The organism is Neisseria blantyrii, assembly GCF_962747855.1.
GTDB lineage: Bacteria > Pseudomonadota > Gammaproteobacteria > Burkholderiales > Neisseriaceae > Neisseria > Neisseria viridiae.
In genome coordinates this window covers 53,703-79,398 of sequence record NZ_CAUIZY010000001.1, presented here as the reverse complement: position 1 = coordinate 79,398, position 25,696 = coordinate 53,703, and the positions used below count along the sequence as shown (strand labels likewise).

The 25,696-nt window shown below is 53.2% G+C and carries 28 protein-coding genes, 1 tRNA gene and 1 pseudogene; 12 read left to right on the top strand and 18 right to left on the bottom strand.

Annotated features, from left to right (window positions below; all coding sequences use genetic code 11):
* The first annotated feature begins 29 nt into the window (after nucleotides 1–29).
* Both ribH and nusB read left to right on the top strand, forming a co-directional pair.
* On the top strand, nucleotides 30–506 hold the full coding sequence (gene ribH / locus Q9J80_RS00450; protein ID WP_003714718.1) for a 6,7-dimethyl-8-ribityllumazine synthase: 477 nt from the start codon (nucleotides 30–32) through the stop codon (nucleotides 504–506).
* Nucleotides 507–583: 77 nt separating this feature from the next.
* Nucleotides 584–1,009, top strand: a complete 426-nt coding sequence (gene nusB, locus Q9J80_RS00445) for a transcription antitermination factor NusB (protein ID WP_002229182.1) — start codon at nucleotides 584–586, stop codon at nucleotides 1,007–1,009.
* A gap of 75 nt (nucleotides 1,010–1,084) precedes the next feature.
* Here nusB and pyrC read toward each other — a convergent pair whose 3' ends face one another.
* Genes pyrC through Q9J80_RS00430 form a run of 3 tightly spaced genes read right to left on the bottom strand, consistent with a single transcriptional unit; the run spans nucleotide 1,085 to nucleotide 3,009 of the window.
* Nucleotides 1,085–2,119 carry a dihydroorotase gene (gene pyrC, locus Q9J80_RS00440; protein WP_301673512.1) on the bottom strand — a complete coding sequence of 345 codons (1,035 nt, stop codon included), beginning with the start codon at nucleotides 2,117–2,119 and terminating at the stop codon, nucleotides 1,085–1,087.
* Between the two features lie 59 nt (nucleotides 2,120–2,178).
* Nucleotides 2,179–2,772 carry an NMCC_0638 family (lipo)protein gene (locus tag Q9J80_RS00435; protein ID WP_439652346.1) on the bottom strand — a complete coding sequence of 198 codons (594 nt, stop codon included), beginning with the start codon at nucleotides 2,770–2,772 and terminating at the stop codon, nucleotides 2,179–2,181.
* Nucleotides 2,773–2,784: 12 nt separating this feature from the next.
* Entirely contained in the window at nucleotides 2,785–3,009 is a 225-nt protein-coding gene (locus Q9J80_RS00430) for a sulfurtransferase TusA family protein (protein WP_107818588.1), read from the bottom strand.
* Between the two features lie 107 nt (nucleotides 3,010–3,116).
* Here Q9J80_RS00430 and Q9J80_RS00425 point away from each other — a divergent pair, with 107 nt between their 5' ends.
* Nucleotides 3,117–3,728, top strand: a complete 612-nt coding sequence (locus tag Q9J80_RS00425; RefSeq protein WP_301673510.1) for a CNP1-like family protein — start codon at nucleotides 3,117–3,119, stop codon at nucleotides 3,726–3,728.
* Between the two features lie 59 nt (nucleotides 3,729–3,787).
* Here Q9J80_RS00425 and accD read toward each other — a convergent pair whose 3' ends face one another.
* The 13 genes from accD to mltG form a co-directional block, all read right to left on the bottom strand.
* Nucleotides 3,788–4,660, bottom strand: coding sequence for an acetyl-CoA carboxylase, carboxyltransferase subunit beta (gene accD / locus Q9J80_RS00420; protein ID WP_107818586.1), 873 nt, complete (start codon nucleotides 4,658–4,660; stop codon nucleotides 3,788–3,790).
* A 36-nt stretch (nucleotides 4,661–4,696) separates the two neighbouring features.
* A complete protein-coding gene (gene trpA, locus Q9J80_RS00415; RefSeq protein ID WP_301673509.1) occupies nucleotides 4,697–5,482 on the bottom strand; it encodes a tryptophan synthase subunit alpha in 786 nt (261 codons plus the stop codon).
* Between the two features lie 397 nt (nucleotides 5,483–5,879).
* Nucleotides 5,880–6,383: a c-type cytochrome gene (locus Q9J80_RS00410; protein WP_301673508.1), complete on the bottom strand. Its 504-nt coding sequence runs from the start codon at nucleotides 6,381–6,383 to the stop codon at nucleotides 5,880–5,882.
* Between the two features lie 494 nt (nucleotides 6,384–6,877).
* Nucleotides 6,878–6,970, bottom strand: a tRNA-Ser gene (locus tag Q9J80_RS00405).
* Between the two features lie 156 nt (nucleotides 6,971–7,126).
* Nucleotides 7,127–7,642, bottom strand: a complete 516-nt coding sequence (locus Q9J80_RS00400; protein WP_301673507.1) for a 3-deoxy-manno-octulosonate cytidylyltransferase — start codon at nucleotides 7,640–7,642, stop codon at nucleotides 7,127–7,129.
* Nucleotides 7,643–7,664: 22 nt separating this feature from the next.
* Nucleotides 7,665–8,426 carry a 3-deoxy-manno-octulosonate cytidylyltransferase gene (gene kdsB / locus Q9J80_RS00395; RefSeq protein WP_301673506.1) on the bottom strand — a complete coding sequence of 254 codons (762 nt, stop codon included), beginning with the start codon at nucleotides 8,424–8,426 and terminating at the stop codon, nucleotides 7,665–7,667.
* Nucleotides 8,423–8,605: a Trm112 family protein gene (locus Q9J80_RS00390; protein ID WP_002238882.1), complete on the bottom strand. Its 183-nt coding sequence runs from the start codon at nucleotides 8,603–8,605 to the stop codon at nucleotides 8,423–8,425. The genes kdsB and Q9J80_RS00390 overlap by 4 nt, the downstream gene beginning before the upstream one ends.
* Before the next feature lie 156 nt (nucleotides 8,606–8,761).
* On the bottom strand, nucleotides 8,762–9,343 hold the full coding sequence (locus Q9J80_RS00385; RefSeq protein ID WP_301673505.1) for a DUF2059 domain-containing protein: 582 nt from the start codon (nucleotides 9,341–9,343) through the stop codon (nucleotides 8,762–8,764).
* A gap of 194 nt (nucleotides 9,344–9,537) precedes the next feature.
* Complete coding sequence (gene lpxK / locus Q9J80_RS00380; protein ID WP_304671331.1) at nucleotides 9,538–10,572, bottom strand: tetraacyldisaccharide 4'-kinase; 1,035 nt, start codon at nucleotides 10,570–10,572, stop codon at nucleotides 9,538–9,540.
* Between the two features lie 85 nt (nucleotides 10,573–10,657).
* A complete protein-coding gene (locus Q9J80_RS00375) occupies nucleotides 10,658–10,954 on the bottom strand; it encodes a hypothetical protein (protein ID WP_301673503.1) in 297 nt (98 codons plus the stop codon).
* A gap of 16 nt (nucleotides 10,955–10,970) precedes the next feature.
* Nucleotides 10,971–12,251, bottom strand: coding sequence for a malic enzyme-like NAD(P)-binding protein (locus Q9J80_RS00370; RefSeq protein ID WP_304672676.1), 1,281 nt, complete (start codon nucleotides 12,249–12,251; stop codon nucleotides 10,971–10,973).
* A gap of 221 nt (nucleotides 12,252–12,472) precedes the next feature.
* Entirely contained in the window at nucleotides 12,473–13,093 is a 621-nt protein-coding gene (tmk, locus tag Q9J80_RS00365; protein ID WP_127231218.1) for a dTMP kinase, read from the bottom strand.
* Nucleotides 13,094–13,152: 59 nt separating this feature from the next.
* Nucleotides 13,153–14,148 carry an endolytic transglycosylase MltG gene (gene mltG, locus Q9J80_RS00360; protein WP_304672678.1) on the bottom strand — a complete coding sequence of 332 codons (996 nt, stop codon included), beginning with the start codon at nucleotides 14,146–14,148 and terminating at the stop codon, nucleotides 13,153–13,155.
* Between the two features lie 84 nt (nucleotides 14,149–14,232).
* On the opposite strand from mltG, the gene ampD reads away from it, so the two are divergent.
* The 9 genes from ampD (at nucleotide 14,233) to Q9J80_RS00315 (ending at nucleotide 24,311) form a co-directional block, all read left to right on the top strand.
* Complete coding sequence (gene ampD, locus Q9J80_RS00355; RefSeq protein ID WP_304671333.1) at nucleotides 14,233–14,805, top strand: 1,6-anhydro-N-acetylmuramyl-L-alanine amidase AmpD; 573 nt, start codon at nucleotides 14,233–14,235, stop codon at nucleotides 14,803–14,805.
* A 193-nt stretch (nucleotides 14,806–14,998) separates the two neighbouring features.
* Nucleotides 14,999–16,285 carry a cell division protein ZipA C-terminal FtsZ-binding domain-containing protein gene (locus tag Q9J80_RS00350; protein ID WP_304671334.1) on the top strand — a complete coding sequence of 429 codons (1,287 nt, stop codon included), beginning with the start codon at nucleotides 14,999–15,001 and terminating at the stop codon, nucleotides 16,283–16,285.
* Between the two features lie 133 nt (nucleotides 16,286–16,418).
* Nucleotides 16,419–18,914 (top strand): NAD-dependent DNA ligase LigA, encoded by a 2,496-nt coding sequence (gene ligA, locus Q9J80_RS00345; RefSeq protein WP_301673743.1) that lies wholly within the window; start codon nucleotides 16,419–16,421, stop codon nucleotides 18,912–18,914.
* A gap of 56 nt (nucleotides 18,915–18,970) precedes the next feature.
* A complete protein-coding gene (gene hemW / locus Q9J80_RS00340; RefSeq protein ID WP_301673498.1) occupies nucleotides 18,971–20,146 on the top strand; it encodes a radical SAM family heme chaperone HemW in 1,176 nt (391 codons plus the stop codon).
* Nucleotides 20,147–20,742: 596 nt separating this feature from the next.
* Nucleotides 20,743–21,267: an outer membrane beta-barrel protein NspA gene (gene nspA / locus Q9J80_RS00335; RefSeq protein ID WP_301673497.1), complete on the top strand. Its 525-nt coding sequence runs from the start codon at nucleotides 20,743–20,745 to the stop codon at nucleotides 21,265–21,267.
* Nucleotides 21,268–21,413: 146 nt separating this feature from the next.
* Nucleotides 21,414–21,803 (top strand): RidA family protein, encoded by a 390-nt coding sequence (locus Q9J80_RS00330; RefSeq protein WP_301673496.1) that lies wholly within the window; start codon nucleotides 21,414–21,416, stop codon nucleotides 21,801–21,803.
* Nucleotides 21,804–21,879: 76 nt separating this feature from the next.
* Nucleotides 21,880–22,710 carry a symmetrical bis(5'-nucleosyl)-tetraphosphatase gene (locus tag Q9J80_RS00325; RefSeq protein WP_301673495.1) on the top strand — a complete coding sequence of 277 codons (831 nt, stop codon included), beginning with the start codon at nucleotides 21,880–21,882 and terminating at the stop codon, nucleotides 22,708–22,710.
* Between the two features lie 14 nt (nucleotides 22,711–22,724).
* Nucleotides 22,725–24,182, top strand: coding sequence for a TrkH family potassium uptake protein (locus tag Q9J80_RS00320; protein ID WP_301673494.1), 1,458 nt, complete (start codon nucleotides 22,725–22,727; stop codon nucleotides 24,180–24,182).
* Nucleotides 24,183–24,185: 3 nt separating this feature from the next.
* The gene (locus Q9J80_RS00315; RefSeq protein WP_301668351.1) at nucleotides 24,186–24,311 is read left to right on the top strand and encodes a hypothetical protein; all 126 of its coding nucleotides are present in this window, start codon (nucleotides 24,186–24,188) and stop codon (nucleotides 24,309–24,311) included.
* A gap of 179 nt (nucleotides 24,312–24,490) precedes the next feature.
* Here Q9J80_RS00315 and mafI read toward each other — a convergent pair whose 3' ends face one another.
* Together mafI and Q9J80_RS00305 are read right to left on the bottom strand one after the other, a co-directional pair.
* The gene (mafI, locus tag Q9J80_RS00310; RefSeq protein ID WP_002214231.1) at nucleotides 24,491–24,910 is read right to left on the bottom strand and encodes a protein MafI; all 420 of its coding nucleotides are present in this window, start codon (nucleotides 24,908–24,910) and stop codon (nucleotides 24,491–24,493) included.
* Nucleotides 24,911–24,936: 26 nt separating this feature from the next.
* Nucleotides 24,937–25,347: pseudogene (locus Q9J80_RS00305) on the bottom strand (EndoU domain-containing protein); the annotation flags it as partial.
* Nucleotides 25,348–25,696: the final 349 nt, after the last annotated feature.

The window sequence follows — 25,696 nt, the reverse complement described above, 5'->3', positions numbered from 1 at the left end:
CCGAAACCCCGAATACCAAAGGACACCCAATGAACACCATCGCCCCCAACCTTGACGGAAAACACCTCCGCATCGGCATCGTACAGGCACGCTTCACCAACGAAATCGGCAGCGAAATGCTCAAAGTCTGCTGCCGCACCCTCCAAGAATTGGGCGTGGCAGACGAAAACATCACCGTCGCCACCGTACCCGGCGCACTTGAAATCCCCATCGCGCTGATGAACTTTGCCTCTTCCGAAAAGTTTGACGCACTGATTGCCATCGGCGTCGTCATCCGTGGCGAAACCTACCATTTCGAGCTGGTTTCCAACGAATCCGGAGCAGGGATCGGCCGCGTCGCACTCGACTACAACATCCCGATTGCCAATGCCGTCCTGACCACCGAAAACGACGCGCAGGCAATCGAACGGATTGAAGAAAAAGCCTCGGATGCCGCCAAAGTTGCCGTCGAATGCGCCAACCTCGTCAACCTGCTGCTCGAAGAACAGTTTGAAGACGAAGAATAACAAACAGGGCGTACACCAATACGCCCTTTCCGTTTCAGACGGCATACCGTGCCGCCCAACCGTTTCAAGGAAAAATCATGAAAACAGCCCGCCGCCGTTCCCGCGAGCTTGCCGTACAAGCCGTTTACCAATCCCTTATCAACCGCACCGCCGCGCCCGAGATTGCTAAAAACATCCGCGAAATGCCCGACTTTGCCAAAGCGGACGAAGAATTGTTCAACAAACTCTTCTTCGGCACGCAAACCAATGCGGCAGAGTACATCCGACAAATCCGCCCCCTGCTCGACCGCGACGAAAAAGACCTCAACCCCATCGAACGCGCCGTTTTGCTGACCGCCTGCCACGAGCTTTCCGCCATGCCCGAAACACCCTACCCCGTCATTATCAACGAAGCCATCGAAGTTACCAAAACCTTCGGCGGCACGGACGGGCACAAATTCGTCAACGGCATCCTCGACAAACTCGCCGCTCAAATCCGCCCCGACGAGCCCAAACGCCGTTGATATGTCGGATTAAAATCAGAAATACACAAATGCCGTCTGAAAGCCCTTCAGACGGCATTTTGCTTGACCGTTCAATCAATACTGCACCGTCCAGCCGATTTCGCCGCCCGCGCACATCGGGACAAGTTCGCCGTCTCCGTAGGGGACGCTTGCGGGGACGGTTTGGTTTTGTTTGACAAGGGTGATCGTGTCGGTGTTTTCCGGAATGCCGTAAAACCTTGCGCCGTTTTTCGAGGCGAAGGCTTCGAGTTTGTCCAACGCGCCTGCTTTCTCAAACACTTCGGCGTAAAGCTCGATGGCGGTCATCGCGCTGAACATACCGGCGCAGCCGCAGGCGTTTTCTTTGGCGGACTTGGCGTGCGGCGCGGAATCTGTGCCGAGGAAGAATTTGTGCGCCTTCTCGCCGGTAACGGCGGCAACCAGAGCCTGACGGTGGATTTCGCGTTTGAGTACGGGCAGGCAGAAATGATGGGGGCGCACGCCGCCGACCAAGAGGTCGTTGCGGTTGAGCAGAAGGTGTTGCGGGGTAACGGTGGCGGCAACGTTGTCGCCTGCTTCCAAAACCAGGCGTGCGGCTTCGGCGGTGGTGATGTGTTCAAACACGACTTTGAGATTCGGCACTTGCGCCAAAACGGGTTTCATCACGCGCCCGATAAAGGCGGCTTCGCGGTCGAAGATGTCGATTTCGGGGTCGGTTACTTCGCCGTGAACGAGGAACAGGATGTCCTGTTTTGCCATTTCTTCCAACACGGGGATGAGCTTGAATAGGTCGGTTACGCCGGAATCAGAATTGGTCGTCGCGCCAGCGGGGTAGAGTTTGAAGGCGACGATGCCGGCGGCTTTGGCTTCGCGCACCAGCTCGGGCGTGGCTTGGTCGGTGAGATAAAGCGTCATCAGCGGCTCAAACGCGCTGCCTTCGGGCAATGCCGCCATGATGCGCGCCTTGTAGGCAAGCGCGTCGGCTACACTGACGACGGGCGGCTTGAGGTTGGGCATAATGACGGCGCGCCCCATTTGGCGGGCGGTATAAGGGGCAACGGCTTTAAGCGCGTCGCCGTCGCGCAGGTGCAGGTGCATATCGTCGGGGCGGATAATGATCAGGGTTTGCATGGTTTTCCTTTGTTTTATTTGAATGTTCGGACGGCATGCCGACTTTATGCCGTCTGAAGTCAGGGGAGAATTAGGGGTTTCCCGTTGTGGGAACGATGCGTCAGGTTCAATACTGCCTGTACGGGTAAATACGGGGAATCGGCGGTTTGTGCGGTCAATACGGTTTCTTCAGGGCTGCCCGCTTCCCGCCAGGCATAGCTGACTTGGCGGATTTCAAACGGTGCCTGCACCGACTGTTCTGCCCTTAATTCCAAATTTTTATTTTGCGGCGGATGTCGGACAAGTCCGTCAAAATGTTCCAAAAGTGCGGCACTGTCTGCCCGCTCGGCTTTCACACTGCAACTGTCGCGCGTCAGGCTCAAATAATAAATGCCGCCATCGCGTTCAAGCGTCCACAACGCCTGTACATCGGGTTCCGCAACAGCGGGCGGCAGACGGGACAGGTCTTCCTTTCCGACAGGGACAAAATGTCCGACAGTGGCAAACTTGGAAACCGGTTCGAAACTGCCTTGAGTCAGGACGCAGGCATTCCGAAACAAATCGACGGCTACGCGTGCGAAATCCTGATGCCGTACACCGGATTGCCGGTTTTGGGCATGACACGCAGCAAGCACAAATGCCGGCAGCAATAACATCAATCGGGACATCCGTATTTCAGACGGCATTTATTTGTGCTTGACGACCAGCGTGAACACGCCGTCCTGTTCGGAAGAATCCAACAGCACATGACCGGTTTGGCGGCAAAAAGCCTCAAAGTCCCCCGGCGCGCCACCGTCGGTTGCCAGAACGGTCAACACGTCGCCCTGCCGCATTTGCGCCAAAGCCTTTTTTGCCCGCAAAATCGGCAGGGGACATTTCAATCCGGTTACGTCTAAAGTTTCGCTGTTCATCGTTTATACCGTTTAAAAATGGGAATCGGGGGGAGATTATACCCCAGTTGCTTGCAGCCCCCTTTGCCAACCCATAAAATAATGCCGTTTTCAATTTGGAGAAACTTATGCGCCGTACCGCCCTCCTGCTGCTCGCACTCGCCGCCGGCACATCCCTTGCTGCCGGCTTCAGCCAAAAAGACACGCCGATCAACACCCGCTACCGCGAAACGCCCGAAGAAGCCGCCGCCCGCGAATTTAAAGAACATACCGCCGAACTGCCGCCGCTGCCCGATGCGCACTCGGACAGCTGGTTTGACATTTATGTGGATGAAAATTACGGCAAACAGCCGAAAATCCTGCTCGACAGCCTGCAAATCATGCCCGCGCCCGACGGCAGCATCCGCTACATTCTCAATATCCGTTCCGACAAAGGCTACGACAACCTGACTGCCGAAGGCATATTCTGCGCCCGCTCCTCCATCGGGTTCGGTAACGGCAAACTTTCCTCCTACAAAATGTTCGGCTACGGGGACACGGTCAACCGCCGCTGGATACAGCCCCGAAACGCCGAATGGAAACCGATAGGCGGTGCATTAAGCCGCAACGACGCACTGCGCGCCGTCCTATATCAGGCATTCTGCGAAGGCGGCGTACCCGCCGACACGCAAGGTTTGGTACAACGCCTGAAAGAACGTGCCGGACGCTATACCCCATCAATGAAGCCGCACGACAAATAACCAGACACAAAAATGCCGTCTGAAACATCGGTTTCAGACGGCATTCGATTCATCAGCCATCAGGCGGCGGAAACTTTGTCCTGACGACACAACAGCGTAATCAAATCACTGATGCGCCGCTTCATATCGCGGCGGTCGACAATCTGGTCGATTGCGCCTTTTTCCAGCAGGAACTCGGCACGCTGGAAGCCTTCCGGCAGCGTTTCGCGCACCGTCTGCTCAATCACGCGCGGGCCGGCAAAACCGATCAGCGCGTTCGGTTCGGCAAGCACGACATCGCCCAAAAATGCAAAACTGGCAGATACGCCGCCCATAGTCGGATCGGTCAATACTGATATAAACGGCAGGCGTTTTTCCGTCAACAAGTGCAGCGCGGCACTGGTTTTCGTCATCTGCATCAATGAGTTCACACCCTCCTGCATACGCGCACCGCCGGAAGCCGCCACACAGACGAACGGACAATTGTCGGCAACCGCACGGCGGACACCCTGTACGAAACGCTCGCCCACAACCGAACCCATCGAACCGCCGATAAAGCGGAATTCAAACGCGGCAACGACGACGGGCAGGCCGTTCATCATCCCCTTCATCACCACCAGCGCGTCATCTTCCCCGGTCAGCTTGCGTGCCGCCCCCAAACGGTCGGGATATTTTTTACTGTCTTTAAATTTCAAAGGATCGGTCGGTTTGACATTACCCGCAACTTCCTCCCTGCCTTCCTCATCCAAAAGCAGGCTCAAACGCTGGCGCGCCGATAACGGGTTGTGGTGGTTGCATTTCGGGCAGACCTGATTGTTCTGCTGCAACTCGGTCGAATAGATGGTTGCCGAACAAGACGGGCATTTGTGCCACAAACCCTCGGGAACATTGGAAGAACCGTCTTTACCACGATTCTTGATTTTGGGTGGCAGGATTTTATCTAACCAGCTCATGGACAACTCCTAAAACATTTAGAATGCGCGACAGAATCAGCGCACGGCATCCTTCAACTCTTTGACCAAAGCACCGACGGCCGCAGCCTCGTTGCCCGCATTGTTTTCAATCTCTTTCACAATCCGGCTGCCGACAATGACCGCATCGGCAACCCGGCCGATTTTGCGCGCGCTTTCGGCATTGCCGATGCCGAAGCCGACACCGATGGGAATATCGATATACTGACGCAAATACTCTATTTTACGCGAAACCTCATCCGTATCCAAACTTGCCGCGCCCGTTACGCCCTTGAGAGAAACATAATAGACAAATCCGCCTGCCAGCTCGGCAATGGTTTTAATACGGTCTTCCGTCGTCGTCGGCGCAATCAGGAAAATACAGTCGACCCCGTTGCCCTTCAGCTCGCGATAGAGCGAATCGATGGTTTCAATGGGGGAATCCACCGTCAACACACCATCCACCCCCGCCTTTGCGGCTTCCTGAGCAAACTCCCGATAACCCATCTTATGTATGGGATTCAAATACCCCATCAAAACAACCGGCGTTTGCGTGTCGGTTTCACGAAACTTTCCGACGACATCCAAGACATCGCGCAGCGAAACCCCGTTTGCCAACGCCCGCCCTACCGCACGCTGAATAGTCGGACCGTCCGCCATCGGGTCGGAAAAAGGCACACCCAACTCTAAAATATCCGCACCATTTTCCACCATACTGTGCATTATTGCCAAAGTCGCCCCAATGTCCGGGTCTCCAACCGTAATATAAGGAATCAATGCCTTCTTATTACCCAATGCGGCAAAAGTCTGTTGGATTCTACTCATTTCTCTTACACTCCCAATACCGGCGAGGCTCCGGCAAACAATCGATAAATCTTTTTAAGTATAACATCTGACGCGCAGATAGGCGAATAGGCATACCACTCCGATTGTGCGACAGATTGCCGTAACCTTCTCACCGGAAACGGGCCGTTTTCCAACTGACGGTTTTTATGAACCAATACCAAACAAACCATCAGAGCAATCCGCAAAAGGGGAAAGGTATTGGGCTGATTGGCCAGCCGTAAAAAATCTTGAATGCGCAACCGTGCATATAGACTGGCGCACCCTTAAATAGCTTAGTTTGGAATTAAAAAAACCGGATTCCATATATTGCATGGAATCCGGTTTCATCAAATATCCGAACAGGCTTTATCACAATATCGTAGATATTGTAAATAATTCAGAATGTTGCACCGGACTGATTAGCCATGTAATCGACTGCGGCCTTCACTTCATCATCACTCAAACTGGCATTGCCGCCCTTGGCAGGCATCGCATTAAAACCTTCGATTGCATGTTTGTGCAAGGTTTCCTTGCCTTTTGCGATACGTGGTGCCCAATCGTCTTTTTTACCCACTGCAGGTGCCCCGGGAATGGTGCCGCCATGACACATTTTACAGCTGGCTTCAAATACTTTCTGACCATCGACAGCAACGGAAGCTTCTGCTTTTGCTTCCGGTTTAGCTTCCGCCGCGGGGGCTTCCGCCTTCTCATCAGGTTTAGCTTCGGCTGAAGCCGCTTCTGCAGACGGAGCAGCCTCCTGTGCGGCCGCCTGAACCGAAGATGCCTCGGTCTGAACTTCAGAAGCAACGGCTGGAGCCGCCTCTTGCGCCTCTTGTTTGCTTTCTTGCGAACAAGCTGCCAAACCTGCCGCCATCATTAAAGTAATCAGTAGTTTGTTCATATTGTGTCTTTCTAGAATTTTATCTTTAGATTACCGCTTTATCCAAACGGTTGGGGAATTCTAACATATGATTCCAATAATCTAGTTCTTTATAATTAGAGTTTTTAGCATAAGTCATATTTTGTGCAAAAAATATGGCAGATAACCATAATCAAACACTTTCACAAAATATATCTCATTGTTTTATAATTATAATTCATATATCTAAATACCTTAAACGAAGTTATCCCATCTGAAAATTTATCAAGCCCGTCTTTCAACTTTGCATTTTTAACCCAATCCGCCGTATTAGGAATAATAACTTTAGTCATTATGGTAAGTTGCCATTCAAAATTACCACACACTATCATAATGACTTATTGATAAAAGTTTTTATAGGATTATATTTATGGCGTAAATTACACAAAACAAAATGAATATAATTCAATGATTCTTAATGTATATTCAGTTTTTACGCAAAAAATAACGCCCCATTTCGGGGCGTTTGTATTCTGTGGCGGAGTAAGAGGGATTCGAACCCTCGATGCAGGTTGACCCCACATGCTTCCTTAGCAGGGAAGTGCCTTCAGCCTCTCAGCCATTACTCCTAAGGAAGCCGTAACTATAATCAACTTTTCCGATACCGTCAAGGAGAAACAGAAAACAAATATTAATCTTTTGAAATAAAATAAGATTTACCCTGATTATACCCAATCAGGCACTTCTTTTCTTCCTGAATGGAAATATTCCTGACCGCCACGTCCTCAAGCAAAATGCTTTTGTGCATCCTGTTTGATTTCCTGAAACCACGCGTCTTCAGGAAAACGTGCAAGTGCGGCATCCAATGTTGACAGCAGGTTTTGCGACAGGGCTTTGGTCAGGTATTCCTCCTCGTTGGCTTCTGCCGCTTTGTCGGGCTGTTGTGCCAAACCGTCGGCACGGGCTTTGTGTCCGTGTGCCAAATAGTTGAGGGCGGTAATTTTTTGCGCCCAAAGCTGCGGTATGTCGGGATTGTCCTCAATCATCACCGATAGGATGGATACGGCGGTCGCCAGCCTGCCGCCGTTCATTCTAAGGTCGAGGGAACGGTTGGGCGGCAGGGTGCTGAGTGTTTCTGCCATTCTGAACCAAAACTCACCGCTGGCTTCGTCGGGTGCATTCAATTTGAGCATTTCATAGTGAACCTCCTGATCGTCGTTTTGCACGAGACCCCATACTTCGGCAAGGATTTTCTGTTCTTCCCGGCTCAGGTGCTGCCATTGTCCGGCTTGCTGCTGCATATTGTTTTCCTTTGCGAATGTGTTATGCCGTCTGAAATACGGCGTGGACCCTGTCCAAATCTTCCTGCGTGTCCACACCGGCGGCGGGGGCTTCTTTGGCGATTTCGACGGCGATGGGATAACCGTGCCACAGGACGCGCAGTTGTTCCAGCGATTCGATGGTTTCCAACGGCGAAACGCTCATTTCGGCGTAGCGTTGCAGGAAGCCGGCACGGTAGGCGTAGATGCCGATATGGCGCAGGACGGCGGTTTCAGACGGCATTTCGCGTTTTCCGGCACGCATCGCATCACGCGGATAGGGAATCGGGGCGCGGCTGAAGTAGATGGCGTTGCGGTTTTTGTCGAGGACAACTTTGACAGCATTGGGATTCATCAATTCGTCAAAATCGTGCAATTCGTGGGCGGCGGTCGCCATTTGGACGTTGTTTTCCACCAAGACTTCGGCGGTGCGGTTGATGAGTTCGGGGGCAATCAGCGGCTCGTCGCCCTGTACGTTGACAACGACCAGATGTTGCGGCAGCTTCAGCGCGGCGGCGGCTTCGGCAAGGCGGGTCGTGCCGCTTTCGTGCCGGTTTGAAGTCATGACGACTTCGACGCCGTGCGCCTGACAGGCCGTCTGAATATCGGGATGGTCGGTGGCAACAACGACGCGCGCGGCTTTGCTTTTTGCCGCCTGTTCGGCAACGCGCACGACCATCGGTTTGCCGTGGATGTCCGCCAAGGCTTTTCCGGGCAGGCGCGATGAATCCAGCCGCGCCGGAATCAATACGACGAATTCGGTCATGCTTTGAGTTCCTCTTCGCTCAACGGACGCGCTTCGTTTTCCAGCATATAGGGAATGCCGTCTTTAATCGGATACGCCAGCTTCGCCTGACGGCTCCACAATTCCTGTTTGTCCTGATGATATTCCAGCCTGCCTTTGGTAACGGGGCAGACGAGGATGTCTAAGAATTTTTTTTCCATAGGGTCTCTTTCGAGTTTATAGTGGATTAACAAAAATCAGGACAAGGCGACGAAGCCGCAGACAGTACAAATAGCAACGCCGTACTGGTTTTTGTTAATCCACTATAATAGTTTAATCAATCGGATGCCCTCTGCAACATTTCAGACGGCTATCATTTATTTCTGATGCCTTTTCCCAAGCTGTCCGGCCTGCTTGCAGCCTGCATCGGGATTTTTACCGCCGCAGATGATGCGTCGCAACTCTTCCGTAAACTCGGGCAGATGATGTCGCGCGATTTTCCCTGACAATGCAGTCCAAGATACTGCTATTTCACTCATCGATTTCTTGATTAAGCGCGGATTTTTGGCAACGACGGACTGACCGACAGGCGAACCGTAAAAGGCAATCATGCCGTCAATTTCTTCTTGCGTGTATATCTCACGGGCATTCTTCAATAAAGTATTGCGGACAGCCTGTTTCACTTCGGGCGTGATCAAATCTTTCAAAACATTCTCACGATAGTGGTTAAAGGCTTTTGCCGCCTGATCTTTTTTCTCTTCCGGCATTTCGGCAAGGGCTTTGTCCGCATACGGTTTAAATCCGGCATTAAAGCCCTCAATCATATTTTTTTCTATATCCCGGTCAAAATTCTGCGTATCCAGCCAACGCTCCAACGACGCGTCGCTGGGCGGGGCGGCAAATGCGTCGGCGCACAATGCCAGCGCGGCGAAGGGCAATAACAAGGTTTTCAGCTTCATATCCGCTCCTTTGGCGAATGATTAATACAGATAAAAAATACAACCGGCTTCCGTCATTCCTGCTCAGGTGGAAATCCAGGGATTTGGGATTTCTGAAGCCTCCTAGTCATTCCTGAAAATTCGAGACTTAGATTCCCGCCTGCGCGGGAATGACGGCGTGAGGCGTTTTTAATAATTTCGCCCAAACCGTGCTTTCAGACGGCCTTTAGCACTCCTTCCAGCCGCTCAAACACAAACGCCGCCAAATCAGGTTCGATTATCGCACAAACCGGCAGCACCCAAACATTATCGGCGCAAATGCCGTCTGAAAACTTGACCGCATCTTTTTCAGTTACCAGCACCACATCGGCAGGCGGCAAATCCCGATTGGAAATATCGGCATGGTCGGGCAGAGCAACCGTTTGGTCAAGGAGGATGCCCATGTGTGTCAGAGTATCGAAGAAACGCTGAGGTCTGGCGATACCGGCAACCGCTGCGACGCGCTTCCCTGACAATGTCGAAATATCCAGTTTTTCAGATGGACGGTTCAAGCGGTAAACCGCACCCGCCTCAATACGGCTGCCGAACAAATGTTCAGACGGCATAAACGACGTATCCGCCTTGCCGCCGCTGACGACAACCGCATCCGCCGAATCCAGCCGCGACAAAGGTTCGCGCAAATTGCCGTTGGGCAGCAAGTCCAAATCCGTACGCCCCGTATCCGCCGCCGGAAACACCGCGATTTCCACATCCCGCCGCAGGGCGTAATGCTGCAAACCGTCGTCCGCCACAATCAGCCCGATGTCGGGATGCGCCGACAGCAACGCCCTGCCCGCTTCCGCTCGGCTGCTGCCCACAGCCGTCGGCGCACCGGTTTTGCGGAACAGCAGCAAAGGCTCATCGCCCGCATCTTCCGCTCGGCTCTCAGCATTCAATACATGAACCGCCTTGCTCTTGCGCCCGTAGCCTCGGCTGATGATGCCGACCTTGACGCCCTTTTCCTGCAAACCCGACACCAGCGCGGCAACAATCGGCGTTTTCCCCGTCCCACCCGCGTGAATATTGCCGACCACAACCACAGGCACGGGCAGCTTTTCGCTTTGCCGTTTTCCCGATAAAAAATCCGCACGCCGTTTCGCCGCAATTTTGGCAAACAGCCCGGAGAGCGGCTTGAGCAGAAAAGACAAAACCGGATAAGGTTTTTGCCAATGCCGTTCGATAACGGTATGAAATTTGAAACAATTTGGCATATTCGATACAAATCTTCGAAGCAGAATCAGCCGACACATTAATAATGCGTACCCGATGCAGACCCACCTATAAGCAATATGAAAATCAAACCGATAAGTGAACCAACAAGGTAAATAAGAACAGTGCTTTACAGAAATTGGCACGGTTCGGGTTGCCTCTGCCGAATGCCCAAACAAAAAGCATAATGATGTTGACCAAAGGAATCATGAAAACAATCATCGTCAACACCCATTGTCCTGTCGTCATGACGGGGGCGTTGTCGTTTTGGATTTCAGGCGTGTTGTTGATGTTGTAACGGACGGATTCCATATTTTTCCTTTTTGGGACAGGTTTCAAATCGTCGGACAACAAAATACCGCCTGAAAACAGTTCAGACGGCATTTTTACACTCAGCGTATTACAGCTTCCATTCGCCCAGCTTGGCGGCGTAGGCTTCCAAGTCTGCAATCGGACGGGTTGCCACGCCGCTTTCCATCGCTGCTTTGGCGGCAGCCGTAGCGACGCGCGGCAGCAAGCGGGAGTCGAACGGGGTCGGAATCAGGTATTCCGCGCCGAATTCGAATTTCTTACCGTAAGCAGCAACCACTTCTTCGGTTACTTCTTCCATCGCCAAATCTGCCAAAGCATACACGCAAGCGCGTTTCATTTCTTCGTTGATGGTGGTCGCGCCGACATCCAACGCACCGCGGAAGATGAACGGGAAGCACAATACGTTGTTGACTTGGTTCGGGAAGTCGGATCGGCCGGTGCCGATAACCACGTCCGAACGAGTTTCTTTCGCCAGCGGCGGCAGGATTTCCGGATTCGGGTTGGCCATAGCGAACACGATGGGTTTGGCATTCATGGTGTTCAACATTTCAGGAGTCAGCAGATTTGCACCGGACAGACCCAAGAAGATGTCTTTACCTTTAACGGCATCGGCAAGCACGCGTTGACCGTTGTCTTCAATGGCGTAGAACTGTTTGGACTCATCCATGCGGTCTTTGTCTTCACGGGTTTGGTAAATCACGCCTTTGGAGTCGCAAACGGTTACGTTTTCACGTTTCAAGCCCAAATCCAGCAGTTGGTTCAGGCAGGCAATCGCGGCGGCACCCGCACCGGAGCAAACCAAGGTCGCTTCTTCGATTTTACGGCCGATAAAACGCAGGGCGTTCAATACGGCGGCGGCGGTAATGATAGCCGTGCCGTGCTGGTCGTCGTGGAATACGGGGATTTTGCAGCGTTTGCGTAATTCGCGTTCGATGTAGAAACACTCGGGTGCTTTGATGTCTTCGAGGTTGATGCCGCCGAAGGTCGGCTCTAAAGCGGCGATGATGTCCACGAGTTTTTGCGGGTCTTTTTCATCGATTTCGATGTCGAACACGTCCACACCGGCGAATTTTTTGAACAATACGCCTTTGCCTTCCATCACGGGTTTGCCCGCCAGCGCGCCGATGTCGCCCAAGCCCAAAACGGCCGTACCGTTAGAAATGACGGCGACCAAGTTGCCTTTGGCGGTGTATTTGTAGGCATTTTGCGGATCGGCATGGATTTCCATACAAGGAGCGGCTACGCCAGGAGAGTACGCCAACGCCAAATCTTTAGAAGTGGCCAGAGATTTGGTTGGGGTAACGGAGATTTTGCCCGGCACGGGGAATTCGTGGAACTGCAGGGCGGCTTCTTTCAATGAGTTTTCCATGTGTCAATCCTGTTGCGAGAAAAAGATTTGAATCGAACTGTCCGAAACACTTTCGAGACATTGGGTTACGGGCGGTTCGTTAATATTGCCGACGCATCCTGCCTTGTAACTGAACGTAATTCTATCATGCCGAAAGTTTGGCGCATACCGCCATTTTCACCTGCGGCACTGCCGTTTGATTTTCGGCGCGGGCGGATGCGCTTATTTCAATATTTGCCGCATCAACAGCCAAAATGTCCATCCAACACTTTTTCTATGCTGTTTCTGACTTCATCCAAGCCGAGGTTACTGTCGATAACGGCGTAACGTTCCGGACAGGCGGCGGCACGGTTCAGATAAACGCTGCGCACACGCATGAAGAAATCCGCCTGCTCCTGCTCGAAACGGTCTTTCTCGCGCGACTGTCCGATACGCGCCATCGATACTTCCAGCGGCACATCCAACAGCAGGGTCAAATCGGGGCGCAAACCGCCCTGCACCCAATGTTCCAAAATTTCAATGTCTTCAGACGGCATCCCCCGCCCGCCGCCCTGATAGGCGAAGGTCGCATCGGTAAAACGGTCGGACACGACATGGATGCCGTCTGAAAGCGCGGGCAATATCACGTCTTCAATATGCTGCATTCTGGCGGCGAACATCATCAGTGTTTCCGCACGCAAACCTGCTTTGGTTTCAGGGTTGAGCAGGATTTCGCGCAAGGCCTCACCGACCGGCGTTCCGCCCGGCTCGCGCGTGAACAGCACGGGCAGCCCCCTCCGTTCAAACCATGCCTTGATGACGGCAAGGTTGGTGGATTTGCCGGCGCCGTCTATGCCGTCCAAAGTGATGAATTGCGGTTTCATGCTTGTAGTTCCGGTAAGGGTATGCCGTCTGAAAACACAAACTTTTCAGACGGCATGGTTTATTTTTTCAAAATATATTTGCGGACGGCGGCATTGTGTTCGGTCAAATCATGGCTGAACTGGCTCAAGCCCGTGCCGTCCATTTTGGACACGAAATACAGGTATTTTTCGCCGGACGGATGGGCGGCGGCATCAAGCGCGGCCTTGCCGGGCAGCGCAATCGGGGTTGGCGGCAGACCGCCGCGCGTGTAGGTGTTGTACGGCGTGTCGCGGCGCAGGTCGACTTTACGGATTTTGCCCTTGTATGCCGTACCCATGCCGTAAATCACGGACGGGTCGGTTTGCAGGCGCATACCGATTTTCAGGCGGTTGACGAAGACGGAAGCGACATGGTCGCGGTCGGCTTCATGCCCTGTTTCCTTTTCGATCAGGCTCGCCATAATCAGCATTTCATAAGGGTTTTTATAAGGCAGCCCGTCCTGCCTGCCTGCCCATGCCTCATTCAGACGGCGTTGCATCGCCTTGTAGGCGGTTTGGTAAATCTGCAAATCGCTGCCGCCCGCATCAATTTCGTAGCTGTCAGGAAAAAACTGCCCTTCAGGATTGCCGCTGAAGGCATCGGGCGCAACTTCCGCCATCAGTTTTTCATTGCTCCAGCCTTTGGTGTCGTGTCCGATGTCGGGCGTTGCGTCGATGACTTTCCTCATATGCGAAAAACGCGACCCTTCAATAATCTGTACAGTAACCAAATCCGGCCTGCCGCCGCGCATTTTCTGCAAGATATCCCAAGCAGACACTTCCGAAGGCAGTCTGTACGTACCTGTGTGCAACCTGTTATGCACACCCAAGGCATAGGCTGCCGCCGTCAAAACATGTCTGCTGTACACGATGCGGTCTTCGGCAAGTTTCCTGCCGACCGACGAAATACCCTGATTTTTGGCAATTTTGATTCGGTATGCCCTGCCGTTGTCTTTAGGGACAAAAAGCAGCGCGGCGAAAATGGCTGCCGACACGGTCAAAAAAACGGCAGACCATTTCAACAATTTTCTCAACATGGTAGGATTCCCAGCATTCGGAATACATCTTAAAATTCGGGCGACAGTATAACCCAAATTACCCCATAAGACAGGAAGGACATCATGGACAATCACGCCGAAGCACACTGGCAAAACGGCTGGCTTCAAAGCATACGCCATACCCCGTCGCCCAATTTCAGCCCGAGGGAAACGGGGGAAACGGTTTCCCTGATCGTGTTGCACAATATCTCGCTGCCGCCATTCGAATATGGTACGGATGCGGTTGAGAAGCTTTTTACCAACCGCCTAGACCCGAACGACCACCCGTTTTTCGGATTGATACACACTTTGCGCGTATCCAGCCATTTCCTGATTGCACGCGACGGAGAAACGGTGCAGTTCGTATCATGCGGTGATATGGCGTACCACGCGGGCGTATCCTCGTTTCGCGGACGGGAAAAATGCAACGCGTTTTCCATCGGCATCGAAATGGAAGGCTGCGATTTCGAACCCTTTACCGAAGCGCAATACCGTTCGCTCGAAGCCTTGTTGGACGCAATCTGCCGCCGCTACCCCATCACGGCGGTAACGGGGCACCAAGACATCGCGCCCGGACGCAAAACCGACCCCGGCCATTTTTTCGACTGGCAAAGAATCCGGCAAAAAGGATTTCCCGTAAACAGAAATGCCGTCTGAAGACCACAGATTTCAGACGGCATTTCGGAAAATTTCCGCTTATTTCGACACACTGCTGTCAGACCCTGCAATTTTCGTTATAATTCAAACGTTATAACCGGCCGTTCCGTCAGACTGCCGGAAACGCAAGCCCGATTTAACCGCAGTACCCGCACTTCGCGCATCCTGCATCCCGAAATTTAAAGTGATTGCCATGATTTACATCGTACTGTTCCTCGCCGCCGTCCTCGCCGTTGTCGCCTACAACATGTATCAGGAAAACCAATACCGCAAAAAAGTACGCGACCAGTTCGGACACTCCGACAAAGATGCCCTGCTCAACAGCAAAACCAGCCATGTCCGCGACGGCAAACCGTCCGGCGGGCCGGTCATGATGCCGAAACCCCAACCGGCGGTCAGAAAAACGGCAAAACCCCAAGACCCCGCCATGCGCAACCTGCAAGAACAGGATGCCGTCTACATTGCCAAGCAGAAACAGACAAAAGCCTCCCCGTTCAAAACCGAAATCGAAACCGTCTTGGAAGAAAGCGGCATTATCGGCAACTCCGCCCACACCGTTTCCGAACCCCAAACCAGACATTCCGCACCGAAACCTGCCGACGCGCCGGCAAAACCCGTTCCCGTTCCGCAAACGCCGGTAAAACCGCTGATTACGCTCCAAGAATTGTCAAAAGTCGAACTGCCGTGGTTTGACGTGCGCTTCGATTTCATCTCCTATATCGCGCTGACCGAAGCCAAAGAACTGCACGCACTGCCGCGCCTTTCCAACCGCTGCCGCTACCAGATTGTCGGCTGCACCATGGACGACCATTTCCAGATTGCCGAACCCATCCCGGGCATCCGCTATCAGGCATTTATCGTGGGTATTCAGGCAGTCAGCCGCAACGGACTTGCCTCGCAGGAAGAACTCTCCGCATTCAACCGCCAGGTGGACGCATTCGCACAAAGCATGGGCGGTCAGACGCTGCACACCGACATCGCCGCCTTTATCGAAGTGGCTTCCGCACTGGACGCATTCTGCGCGCGCGTCGACCAGACCATTGCCATCCATTTGGTTTCCCCGACCAGCATCAGCGGCGTAGAACTGCGTTCCGCCGTAACGGGCGTAGGTTTCGTCTTGGAAGACGACGGCGCGTTCCACTATACCGACACGTCGGGTTCGACCATGTTCTCCATCTGCACGCTCAACAACGAGCCGTTTACCAACGCCCTTTTGGACAACCAGTCCTACAAAGGCTTCAGTATGCTGCTCGACATCCCGCACTCTCCGGCAGGCGAAAAAACCTTCGACGACCTCTTTATGGATTTGGCGGTGCGCCTGTCCGGCCAGTTGAACCTGAATCTGGTCAACGACAAAATGGAAGAAGTTTCGACCCAATGGCTCAAAGACGTACGCACTTATGTATTGGCGCGTCAGTCCGAGATGCTCAAAGTCGGTATCGAACCGGGCGGCAAAACCGCATTGCGCCTGTTCTCATAAATCCGAAACCTCAAAGGCGGATGCATCGGCAACGGTGTATCCGCCTTTTGTTTTCAGGTAAAATCTGACCGTTTCCAACCTGTTTCCCGTTCAGACGGCATCTTTAAAAATGCCGTCTGAAAACCTATCCGCCATGAATCCGACCGCACAACACATCCGCCGCCTCACCGACCTGCTCAACCGCTACGCCTACGAATACTACACCCTCGACGCACCCGGCGTACCCGATGCCGAATACGACAAATTATTCCGCGAACTCGAAGCATTGGAGCTGAACCATCCCGAACTCAAACTGCCCGACAGCCCGACCCAGCGCGTCGGCGGCGAACCTTTGGCAGGCTTTGCCGAAGTACGCCACGAAGTGCCGATGCTGTCGCTGACCAACGCCTTCTCCCCGCAAGATGAAAACGGCGTGTTCGACCATGCCGAAATGTACGCTTTCGACCAACGCGTGCACGACGGTTTGAACGGCAGCCATCCCGAATACGTTATCGAACCCAAATTCGACGGACTCGCCATCAGCCTGCTCTACCGCGACGGCGTATTGATTCAAGCAGCAACGCGCGGCGACGGCGCGACGGGCGAAGACGTTACCCAAAACGTCAAAACCGTCGCCAACATCCCCCTTCGGCTGCACGGCGAAAACGCGCCCGAACTCATCGAAGTGCGCGGCGAAGTGCTGATGCTCAAAGCCGATTTTGCCGCTTTAAACCAACGTCAAGCCGAAAACGGGCAAAAACCCTTTGCCAACCCGCGCAACGCCGCCGCCGGCAGCCTGCGCCAACTCGATTCGCGCATCACCGCGCAACGCAAACTACATTTCTTCCCCTACTCCATCGCCCGTCAGCAAGGCGGTTTCGTCGCGGAAGAACACATCCAAGAACTCACCTATTTCCAAGAACTCGGCTTCAGCCTGCCCGACGGCAATTTCGGCTGTTTCAAAAATATCGACGAAGTATTGGCGTTTTACGAACAAATGCAACAAAAACGCCCCTCCCTGCCCTACGAAATCGACGGCATGGTCGTCAAAGTCAACAGCTTGGCACAACAGCGCGAACTCGGCTTCATCTCCCGTGCGCCGCGCTGGGCGATTGCCCACAAATTCCCCGCCGAAGAAGCCCTGACCATCGTCGAAGCCATAGACGTACAAATCGGGCGCACCGGCGCGGTTACCCCCGTCGCCCGCCTACAACCCGTATTCGTCGGCGGCGTAACCGTAACCAACGCCACCCTGCACAATCAGGACGAAGTATCGCGCAAAGACGTGCGCGTCGGCGATACCGTCGTCGTGCGCCGCGCCGGAGACGTGATTCCCGAAGTCGTGCGCGTGATTTTCGAACGCCGCCCGATGCAGGAAACCGCCGTTACGGGACTTTCAGACGGCATCAAATACCAACAAGACGACCTGTTTGCCGAAACACCGTCCGCCAAGCAAACCCAATCCGTTCCGCTCAACAAGCCCTACCGCCTGCCGACCCACTGCCCCATCTGCCGCAGCGAAATCGAACGCGAAGAAGGCGAAGCCGTCGCCCGATGCAGCGGCGGCATGCTTTGTCAGGCGCAACGCGCGCAAGGCTTAATCCACTTCGCCTCGCGCAAAGCCATGGACATCGACGGCTTGGGTGAAAAACAAATCGAACAGCTTGTCGCCCAAGACCTCGTCCGCCACTTCGCCGACCTCTACCGCCTCGATATTCCGACCCTGCAAAAAATGAAGGAAACGGCAGATAAAGCATCGTCTGAAAACGAAGACGGCGACACAGAAACGGTTTCAGGCGACCTGTCTGAACGCAACACCCAAAACGGCAAAAAACAGCCGACCAAGTGGGCGGAAAACATCCTCGCAGGCATAGAAGCCAGCAAAACACCCGAACTCGCCCGCTTCCTGTTCGCGCTCGGCATCCGCCACGTCGGCGAACGCACCGCCAAAACGCTGGCGCAGGCATTCGGCACGTTGGAACACGTCCGCCGCACACCCGAACCCATCCTTGCCTGCCTGCCCGACATCGGCACCGTCGTCGCCCACTCCATCACCCACTTCTTCGCCCAAGCCGAACAGCAGGCGATGATAGACGAGCTGCTCGCCGCAGGCGTTACCCCGCAAGCCCAAGCCGTCAGCCTGCCTGCCGCACAATATGCCGAACCGCAACGCTGGATCGCCCGCCTGCCCAGTTTCAAAATCAGCGAAAACAAAGCCCAAGCCTTATGGGAACTCGCCGGCAAAAACATAGAAGGCCTGCAAAACGACAAAGCCCTCCCTGCCGACTGGCAGGCATGGCGCGGCAAAGCGCAAAACGCCGCCCTGCTCGAAAACCTAAAAACCTTCTTCGCGCAAATGCCGTCTGAAAACCAAGAAGCAACGGTTTCAGAGTGCGCAGCCTCCCCGTGGGACGGCATCAACGAAGCCGTAGCAGGCAAAACCTTCGTGTTAACCGGCACGCTGCCCACGCTTAAACGTGAACAAGCCCAAGCCCTAATCGAAGCCGCAGGCGGCAAAGTTTCCGGCAGCGTTTCCAAAAAAACCGACTACGTCGTCGCCGGAGAAGCTGCGGGCAGCAAGCTGGAAAAAGCCAATGCCTTGGGCGTTTCCGTCCTCAGCGAAGCCGACCTGCTTACCCTGCTCGGCTGAACCCATGCCGTCTGAACCGCCTTCAGACGGCATTGTCCACTTTTCCGAACCACACCATGCACACCATTTCCTTTCCAAACCGCACCCGGCTCACCGCCCTGCCGCCCCTGTCGCTCTACATCCACATCCCGTGGTGCATCAAAAAATGCCCGTATTGCGACTTCAATTCCCACAGCCTGAAAAACGGATTGCCCGAAGCCGCCTATATCGACGCGCTGCTGACCGACTTGCAGCTTGAATTGCCCAATATTTGGGGCAGGCCGGTGGAAACGGTATTTTTCGGCGGCGGTACGCCCAGCCTGTTTCAGGCGGAATCGATTGACCGTTTGTTGAGCGGCGTGCGTTCGCTGTTGCGCTTGCAGCCGGAAGCGGAAATTACCTTGGAAGCCAATCCGGGTACGTTTGAAATCGAGAAGTTTCAAGGATTTAAAGACGCAGGTATTACGCGGCTTTCTATTGGCGTGCAGAGTTTCAACGACGATATGCTCTCAAGGCTGGGGCGCGTCCACAACGGTAAAGAAGCCTTAACCGCTATCGATACTGCCCTGAAATTATTTGATAAAGTCAATATTGACTTGATGTATGCCCTGCCGAACCAGACTGTTCAGACGGCATTGGACGACGTACAAACCGCTATCGCTACGGGCGCGACCCACATCAGCGCGTATCATCTGACGATGGAGCCGAACACGCCCTTCGGTCATACGCCGCCGAAAGGTTTGCCGCAAGACGAAGCCGCATTGGACATCGAAGACGCGGTACACGGCGCGCTGGAAGGCGCGGGTTTTATCCACTACGAAACATCGGCTTTTGCAAAACCCGCCATGCAGTGCCGCCACAATTTAAACTACTGGCAGTTCGGCGATTATTTGGGCATCGGCGCGGGCGCGCACGGTAAAATTTCCTACCCCGACCGCATCGAGCGCACCGTCCGCCGCCGCCATCCCAACGACTACCTCGCCTTAATGCAAAACCGACCGAGCGAAGCCGTCGAACGCAAAACCGTCGCCGCCGAAGATTTGCCGTTCGAATTCATGATGAACGTCCTGCGCCTGACCGACGGCGTACCCGCCGCGATGTTGCAGGAGCGCACGGGCGTACCCGCCGCCAAAATCATGGTGCAAATCGAAACGGCAAGGCAAAAAGGCCTGCTGGAAACCGACCCGACCGTGTTCCGCCCGACCGAGCAGGGACGGTTGTTTTTAAACGATTTGTTGCAATGTTTTTTATAGTGGATTAACAAAAACCAGTACGGCGTTGCCTCGCCTTAGCTCAAAGAGAACGATTCTCTAAGGTGCTGAAGCACCAAGTGAATCGGTTCCGTACTATTTGTACTGTCTGCGGCTTCGTTGCCTTGTCCTGATTTTTGTTAATCCACTATACTAAGCGCAAACAAATCGGCGGCCGCCCGGGCAAAACCCGCCCCGAACGCGGCCGGCAAATATGCTTATCGATGGAAAACGCAGCCGCATCCCCCGCCGGGCGTTTCAGACGGCACAACCGCCGCCGGAAATGTCCGACGCTTAAGGCAACGCCGCACACAAAAAACCGTACGCCTGCGCCTGCAACAATCCGACAGATACCGCCGCCGCGCCTTTGCGGTTTTTTCCAAACCGTTTGCAAGTTTCACCCGTCCGCCGCATGATGCCGCCGTTTAAGGGCAACGCGCGGGTTAACGGCTTTGCCGTCGGCAGAGCAGCCGGATGCCGCCGCGTATCTTGAGGCATTGAAAATATTACTATGCAAAAAGAAAATTTCAGTATAATACGGCAGGATTCTTTAACGGATTCTTAACAATTTTTCTCCCTAACCATAAAGGAACCAAAATATGAAAAAAGCACTTGCCGCACTGATTGCCCTCGCACTCCCGGCCGCCGCACTGGCAGAAGGCGCATCCGGCTTTTACGTCCAAGCCGATGCCGCACACGCCAAAGCCTCAAGCTCTTTAGGTTCTGCCAAAGGCTTCAGCCCGCGCATCTCCGCAGGCTACCGCATCAACGACCTCCGCTTCGCCGTCGATTACACGCGCTACAAAAACTATAAAGCCACATCCACCGATGTCAAACTTTACAGCATCGGCGCGTCCGCCATTTACGACTTCGACACCCAATCACCCGTCAAACCGTATCTGGGCGCGCGCTTGAGCCTCAACCGCGCCTCCGTCGACTTGGGCGGCAGCGACAGCTTCAGCCAAACCTCCACCGGCCTCGGCGTATTGGCGGGCGTAAGCTATGCCGTTACCCCGAATGTCGATTTGGATGCCGGCTACCGCTACAACTACATCGGCAAAGTCAACACTGTCAAAAACGTCCGTTCCGGCGAACTGTCCGCCGGTGTGCGCGTCAAATTCTGATATACGCCTTATTCCGCAAACCGCCGAGCCTTTCGGCGGTTTTTGTTTTCAACATCTATGCCGTCTGAAACTACACAAGCAGACGGTTTTGTACGATAATCCCGAACGCTGCGGCTTCTGCCGCCCTATTTTTTAAGGAATCCGAAATGTCCAAAACCGTCATCCATACCGACAAAGCCCCTGCCGCCATCGGCGCGTACAGCCAAGCCGTTCGCGCGGGCGACACCGTTTACATGAGCGGTCAAATCCCACTCGATCCCGCCACCATGACCGTCGTCGGCAACGGCGATTTCCGCGCCGAAGCGCGCCAGGTCTTTAAAAACCTGCAGGCCGTCGCCGAAGCGGCAGGCGGTTCGCTGGACGACATCGTCAAACTCAACGCCTACCTGACCGACTTGGGCAACTTCGCCGTCTTCAACGAAGTGATGGCGGAATTTATCGCCGAGCCGTTCCCCGCCCGCGCCGCCGTCGGCGTTGCCTCGCTGCCCAAAGGCGTGCAGGTCGAAGCCGAAGCCGTCCTCGTTTTGAACGCATAATTCCACGTTCGGACGGCATAAGATTTCCAACCGTGCCGTCTGAACCGCAACACTTTCCCACTTCACAACACCCGCAATGGCACATTACGCAATCGGCGACATCCAAGGCTGTTTCGACGAACTGACCGCGCTGCTCGGCAAAATCGGCTTCAACCACGGTACAGACACCCTCTGGCTGACGGGCGACATCGTCAACCGCGGCCCAAAATCCCTCGAAACGCTGCAATTCTGCATCCGGCACGAAAACAGCGTGCAAATCGTCCTCGGCAACCACGACCTGCACCTGCTCGCCGTCGGCTGCGGCGAAGGCGCACCCAAACGCAGCGACACAATCGAACCCATACTCAAACACACCGACGGGAAAAAAATGCTCGACTGGCTGCGTGCGCAACCGCTGTTGATACGCGAGGGCGGCCGCGTGATGGTACACGCAGGCATCCTGCCGCAATGGCGCATAACCAAAGCCGAATCGCTCGCCGGAGAAGCCGAAGCCGAACTGCGCGGCAAAAAATACGTCAAATTCTTCTCCAAAATGTACGGCAACAAACCGGCCGCGTGGGACGAAGGTTTGGAAGGCTATGCCCGCCTGCGCTTCATCGTCAACGCCTTCACGCGGATGCGCGCCCTGACCTTTAAAAACGAACTGGATTTCGACTACAAATCCACAGTGAAAAAAATGCCGCTTTACCTGCGCCCGTGGTTCAAAGCCCCCGACCGGCAAAACCTCGACCACACCATCATCTTCGGACACTGGTCTTCCTTGGGCTACACGAATGCCGACAACGTCATCTCGCTGGACACCGGCGCGCTGTGGGGCGGACAGCTGACCGCCGTCAACCTCGAAACGGAAGAAATTACCCAAGTCCAAGCCGCCGGCGGCATAGACTGGAAAAGCTTCGCAAAATAACGGACCGCCCCACTATGCACAAAATCCTGCCCATCGCCCACGTCCTCTCCCGACTGGGTATGCTGTTTTCCTTTATCCTGCTGATACCCGCCGCCCTCTCCTACGCCTTTTCGGACGGCGCGTACACCGCCTTCGCCACCACCGCGACCGTTACCCTTTCCGGCTCGTGCATCGTCCGGCTCGCCACCCTCCGGTTCAGGCGCGAACTGCGCCCGCGCGACGGCTTCACCCTCGTCCTGATGTTGTGGCTGGCGTTTGCCGCTATGGCTGCGATGCCGATGTACCTGTATTTCCCGAATATGGGCTTTACCGACGCATTTTTTGAATCGATGTCGGGACTGACCACCACCGGCGCAACCGTCATCTCCCACGTCGACGGACTCGCCCCCTCCGTCAACTTTTGGCGGCATATGCTCAACTGGCTGGGCGGGATGGGCATCATCGTCCTTGCCGTCGCCATCCTGCCTATGCTCGGCGTAGGCGGCACGCAATTATTCAAAGCCGAAATCCCCGGCATTGACAAAGAAAGCAAAATGTCGCCGCGCATTTCCCAAGTGGCGAAAAAACTCTGGTTCGGCTACACCCTGATTACCATCCTTGCGACAGCCTGCCTGCATTTTGCCGGGATGGGCTGGTTCGATGCCGTCTGTCACGCAATGGCGACCCTCTCGCTGGGCGGGTTTTCCACCCACGATGCCAGCATAGCTTATTACAACTCCCCCCTCATCGAAGCAGTCATTATCGTTTTCACTATTTTCGGCGGCATCAATTTTGCCAGCCATTTCGCCGCCCTCAACAGCCGCAGCCTCAAAACCTATTGGAAAGACGAAGAATGCCGGACAATGCTGCTGCTGCTCTCCGGCAGCATCCTTGCCGCCGCCCTGTACCTGTGGCACACCGGCCATTACGCCGGCTTCATCGAATCCCTGCGCTACACCGCCTTCAACTTCGTCTCCATCGGACTGGCAAACGGGCTGGCCAACACCGACTTCGCACAATGGCCGCTCCTGATTTCCCTATGGATGTTTTTCCTCGCCAACATCCTCGCCAACTCCGGCTCGACCGGCGGCGGCATCAAAACCATACGCGCCCTCGTCCTGTTCAAATTCAGCCTGCGCGAAATGATGGTGCTGCTGCACCCCAAAGCCGTCCGCACCGTCAAAATCAGCGGCAAGGCCATACCCGACCGCCTCGCGCTGACCGTTATGTCCTTCATCTTCATCTACTTTATGACCGTCGTCCTCTTCAGCTTCCTGCTGATGGCGAGCGGTATGGAATTTACCACCGCCTTCACCGCCGTCATCGCCTGCATTACCAACGCCGGCCCCGGCCTGGGCGAAGTCGGACCCACCGGCAATTACGCCGGTTTGGACGTGATGCAGAAATGGATCTGCGTTACCGCAATGCTCTTGGGCAGGCTGGAAATCTTCACCGTCTTCATCCTCTTCACTCCCGCCTACTGGAAGAAATAAAAAATGCCGTCTGAAAACTTTTCAGACGGCATTTCAAGAAAGTTTGTACATGTAGAAATAAGTGGTATGTTGAAATGGGATATTTGGATTTGGAATGGAAGAAGTAAGAGATATGAGAAAATTAGATGACAAAGAAAAAGCAATGTATATTGCAAAAAAATTTCAAAAAAGAATGTTAATTCCTAAGATTTTTTTTATTTCCGTAGCCTGTATATCTGGTGCGGCAACCCTCCAAGAAATTGTTACAAACAATAATTTCTTAAAGAAAGATATTTTTTTTTATTATATTTACTATAAGCTAATTATGCTTATTCCTCAATCACAGTCTCCACCACCGAATGAATACTTTTAGGCAATTGCAAAAAAGCATTCCAAGCAATTAAAGCAGTTTTAAAAGTATGCAGCGAACAGCTTAAATCAGGCCAGCCGTCTTCTTCATCAAATTCGTTGTGATAGAAAACTACTTTTTCAGCAGAAATATCCCAGCAAAAACCTTGTCCACCTCCTGAATAAACTTCATTGGGATTATTTTCTGCTTGATGGATAAATTCTAAATTTTCATCTATGTCTTTTTGTAGATAAAGGTCTCCTGTTAAAACATAAATAATATATTGATACACTGTTCCTCGTGTATTTATCTTTTGATTAGAAGAATTATCTAAAAACTGGCAGTAGTTAAATAATTCACCAGAACTAAACTGATCATAAAAACATTTTATTTTATACATTTAAAAACACCTTTTTAATCAATACTTCATTTACTATTATAAAGTGGATAAGCTGTTCGATTAGGTTCCGTAAATCCTTCTATTTCAACACCAGATTTACTTGTACCTCTCCATTTTTGACCTTCTAATTCCTTTCTTTTCTCCCAAGCCGAAGTAACTTCAGCCCTAATTCTAGCCTCATCCCAATCTTTTGGGAACATAGAATGATTTGTCATAGGTTTTCCGCCCCTTCCTTTTTTCATTTCCCAACTTCCATCAGGCTTTTTAATTTCCACTGTCGCTTGATAAACCCCATGTTTATCAGGTGCCGAGGTTTGTTGTATCACCCGTACATCACCACGGGTTAGACTATGCCCTCCTGTTACTGTGCCTTTCTTATTGATATCACCACCTATAAAATGATTAAAATCTAACCCTGTTTTATTTTCCCATTCTCGTTATATTGGGTTGTTGGATTACTTTTTTGTATTATTTATATTCCGATTGCCGGCATATGTCCATATTGCCATTCTTTTCAAAAATTTAATGGCAAATCATTTGAGATTGATGCTAATAATTTAACTTATTCAAGAGGAATTTCCCCATTTAATAAAGATTATTGCACCGAGTGTAAAGCACCACTATCACCCAAGTCTGTGGAGCATATGTATTCCAAAATAGCTAATGAATAAGTATTAACAAGCACAGCCTGTGCAACTAGCAAGCCATAGCCCATATGAAACCTAAACTCAACAAGCAGCATGTGTGCGGAACGCACGCATGCGGTTCTCAAAGTTTGAGCTAAGA

Bases quoted from the DNA above. Each gene is read 5' to 3' on its own strand.
- ribH (WP_003714718.1), top strand. From the start codon at position 30: ATGAACACCATCGCCCCCAACCTTGACGGAAAACACCTCCGCATCGGC.
- nusB (WP_002229182.1), top strand. From the start codon at position 584: ATGAAAACAGCCCGCCGCCGTTCCCGCGAGCTTGCCGTACAAGCCGTT.
- pyrC (WP_301673512.1), bottom strand. From the start codon at position 2,119: ATGCAAACCCTGATCATTATCCGCCCCGACGATATGCACCTGCACCTG.
- Q9J80_RS00430 (WP_107818588.1), bottom strand. From the start codon at position 3,009: ATGAACAGCGAAACTTTAGACGTAACCGGATTGAAATGTCCCCTGCCG.
- Q9J80_RS00425 (WP_301673510.1), top strand. From the start codon at position 3,117: ATGCGCCGTACCGCCCTCCTGCTGCTCGCACTCGCCGCCGGCACATCC.
- accD (WP_107818586.1), bottom strand. From the start codon at position 4,660: ATGAGCTGGTTAGATAAAATCCTGCCACCCAAAATCAAGAATCGTGGT.
- trpA (WP_301673509.1), bottom strand. From the start codon at position 5,482: ATGAGTAGAATCCAACAGACTTTTGCCGCATTGGGTAATAAGAAGGCA.
- Q9J80_RS00410 (WP_301673508.1), bottom strand. From the start codon at position 6,383: ATGAACAAACTACTGATTACTTTAATGATGGCGGCAGGTTTGGCAGCT.
- Q9J80_RS00400 (WP_301673507.1), bottom strand. From the start codon at position 7,642: ATGCAGCAGCAAGCCGGACAATGGCAGCACCTGAGCCGGGAAGAACAG.
- kdsB (WP_301673506.1), bottom strand. From the start codon at position 8,426: ATGACCGAATTCGTCGTATTGATTCCGGCGCGGCTGGATTCATCGCGC.
- Q9J80_RS00390 (WP_002238882.1), bottom strand. From the start codon at position 8,605: ATGGAAAAAAAATTCTTAGACATCCTCGTCTGCCCCGTTACCAAAGGC.
- Q9J80_RS00385 (WP_301673505.1), bottom strand. From the start codon at position 9,343: ATGAAGCTGAAAACCTTGTTATTGCCCTTCGCCGCGCTGGCATTGTGC.
- lpxK (WP_304671331.1), bottom strand. From the start codon at position 10,572: ATGCCAAATTGTTTCAAATTTCATACCGTTATCGAACGGCATTGGCAA.
- Q9J80_RS00375 (WP_301673503.1), bottom strand. From the start codon at position 10,954: ATGCCGTCTGAACTGTTTTCAGGCGGTATTTTGTTGTCCGACGATTTG.
- Q9J80_RS00370 (WP_304672676.1), bottom strand. From the start codon at position 12,251: ATGGAAAACTCATTGAAAGAAGCCGCCCTGCAGTTCCACGAATTCCCC.
- tmk (WP_127231218.1), bottom strand. From the start codon at position 13,093: ATGAAACCGCAATTCATCACTTTGGACGGCATAGACGGCGCCGGCAAA.
- mltG (WP_304672678.1), bottom strand. From the start codon at position 14,148: ATGTTGAGAAAATTGTTGAAATGGTCTGCCGTTTTTTTGACCGTGTCG.
- ampD (WP_304671333.1), top strand. From the start codon at position 14,233: ATGGACAATCACGCCGAAGCACACTGGCAAAACGGCTGGCTTCAAAGC.
- Q9J80_RS00350 (WP_304671334.1), top strand. From the start codon at position 14,999: ATGATTTACATCGTACTGTTCCTCGCCGCCGTCCTCGCCGTTGTCGCC.
- ligA (WP_301673743.1), top strand. From the start codon at position 16,419: ATGAATCCGACCGCACAACACATCCGCCGCCTCACCGACCTGCTCAAC.
- hemW (WP_301673498.1), top strand. From the start codon at position 18,971: ATGCACACCATTTCCTTTCCAAACCGCACCCGGCTCACCGCCCTGCCG.
- nspA (WP_301673497.1), top strand. From the start codon at position 20,743: ATGAAAAAAGCACTTGCCGCACTGATTGCCCTCGCACTCCCGGCCGCC.
- Q9J80_RS00330 (WP_301673496.1), top strand. From the start codon at position 21,414: ATGTCCAAAACCGTCATCCATACCGACAAAGCCCCTGCCGCCATCGGC.
- Q9J80_RS00325 (WP_301673495.1), top strand. From the start codon at position 21,880: ATGGCACATTACGCAATCGGCGACATCCAAGGCTGTTTCGACGAACTG.
- Q9J80_RS00320 (WP_301673494.1), top strand. From the start codon at position 22,725: ATGCACAAAATCCTGCCCATCGCCCACGTCCTCTCCCGACTGGGTATG.
- Q9J80_RS00315 (WP_301668351.1), top strand. From the start codon at position 24,186: ATGCCGTCTGAAAACTTTTCAGACGGCATTTCAAGAAAGTTTGTACAT.
- mafI (WP_002214231.1), bottom strand. From the start codon at position 24,910: ATGTATAAAATAAAATGTTTTTATGATCAGTTTAGTTCTGGTGAATTA.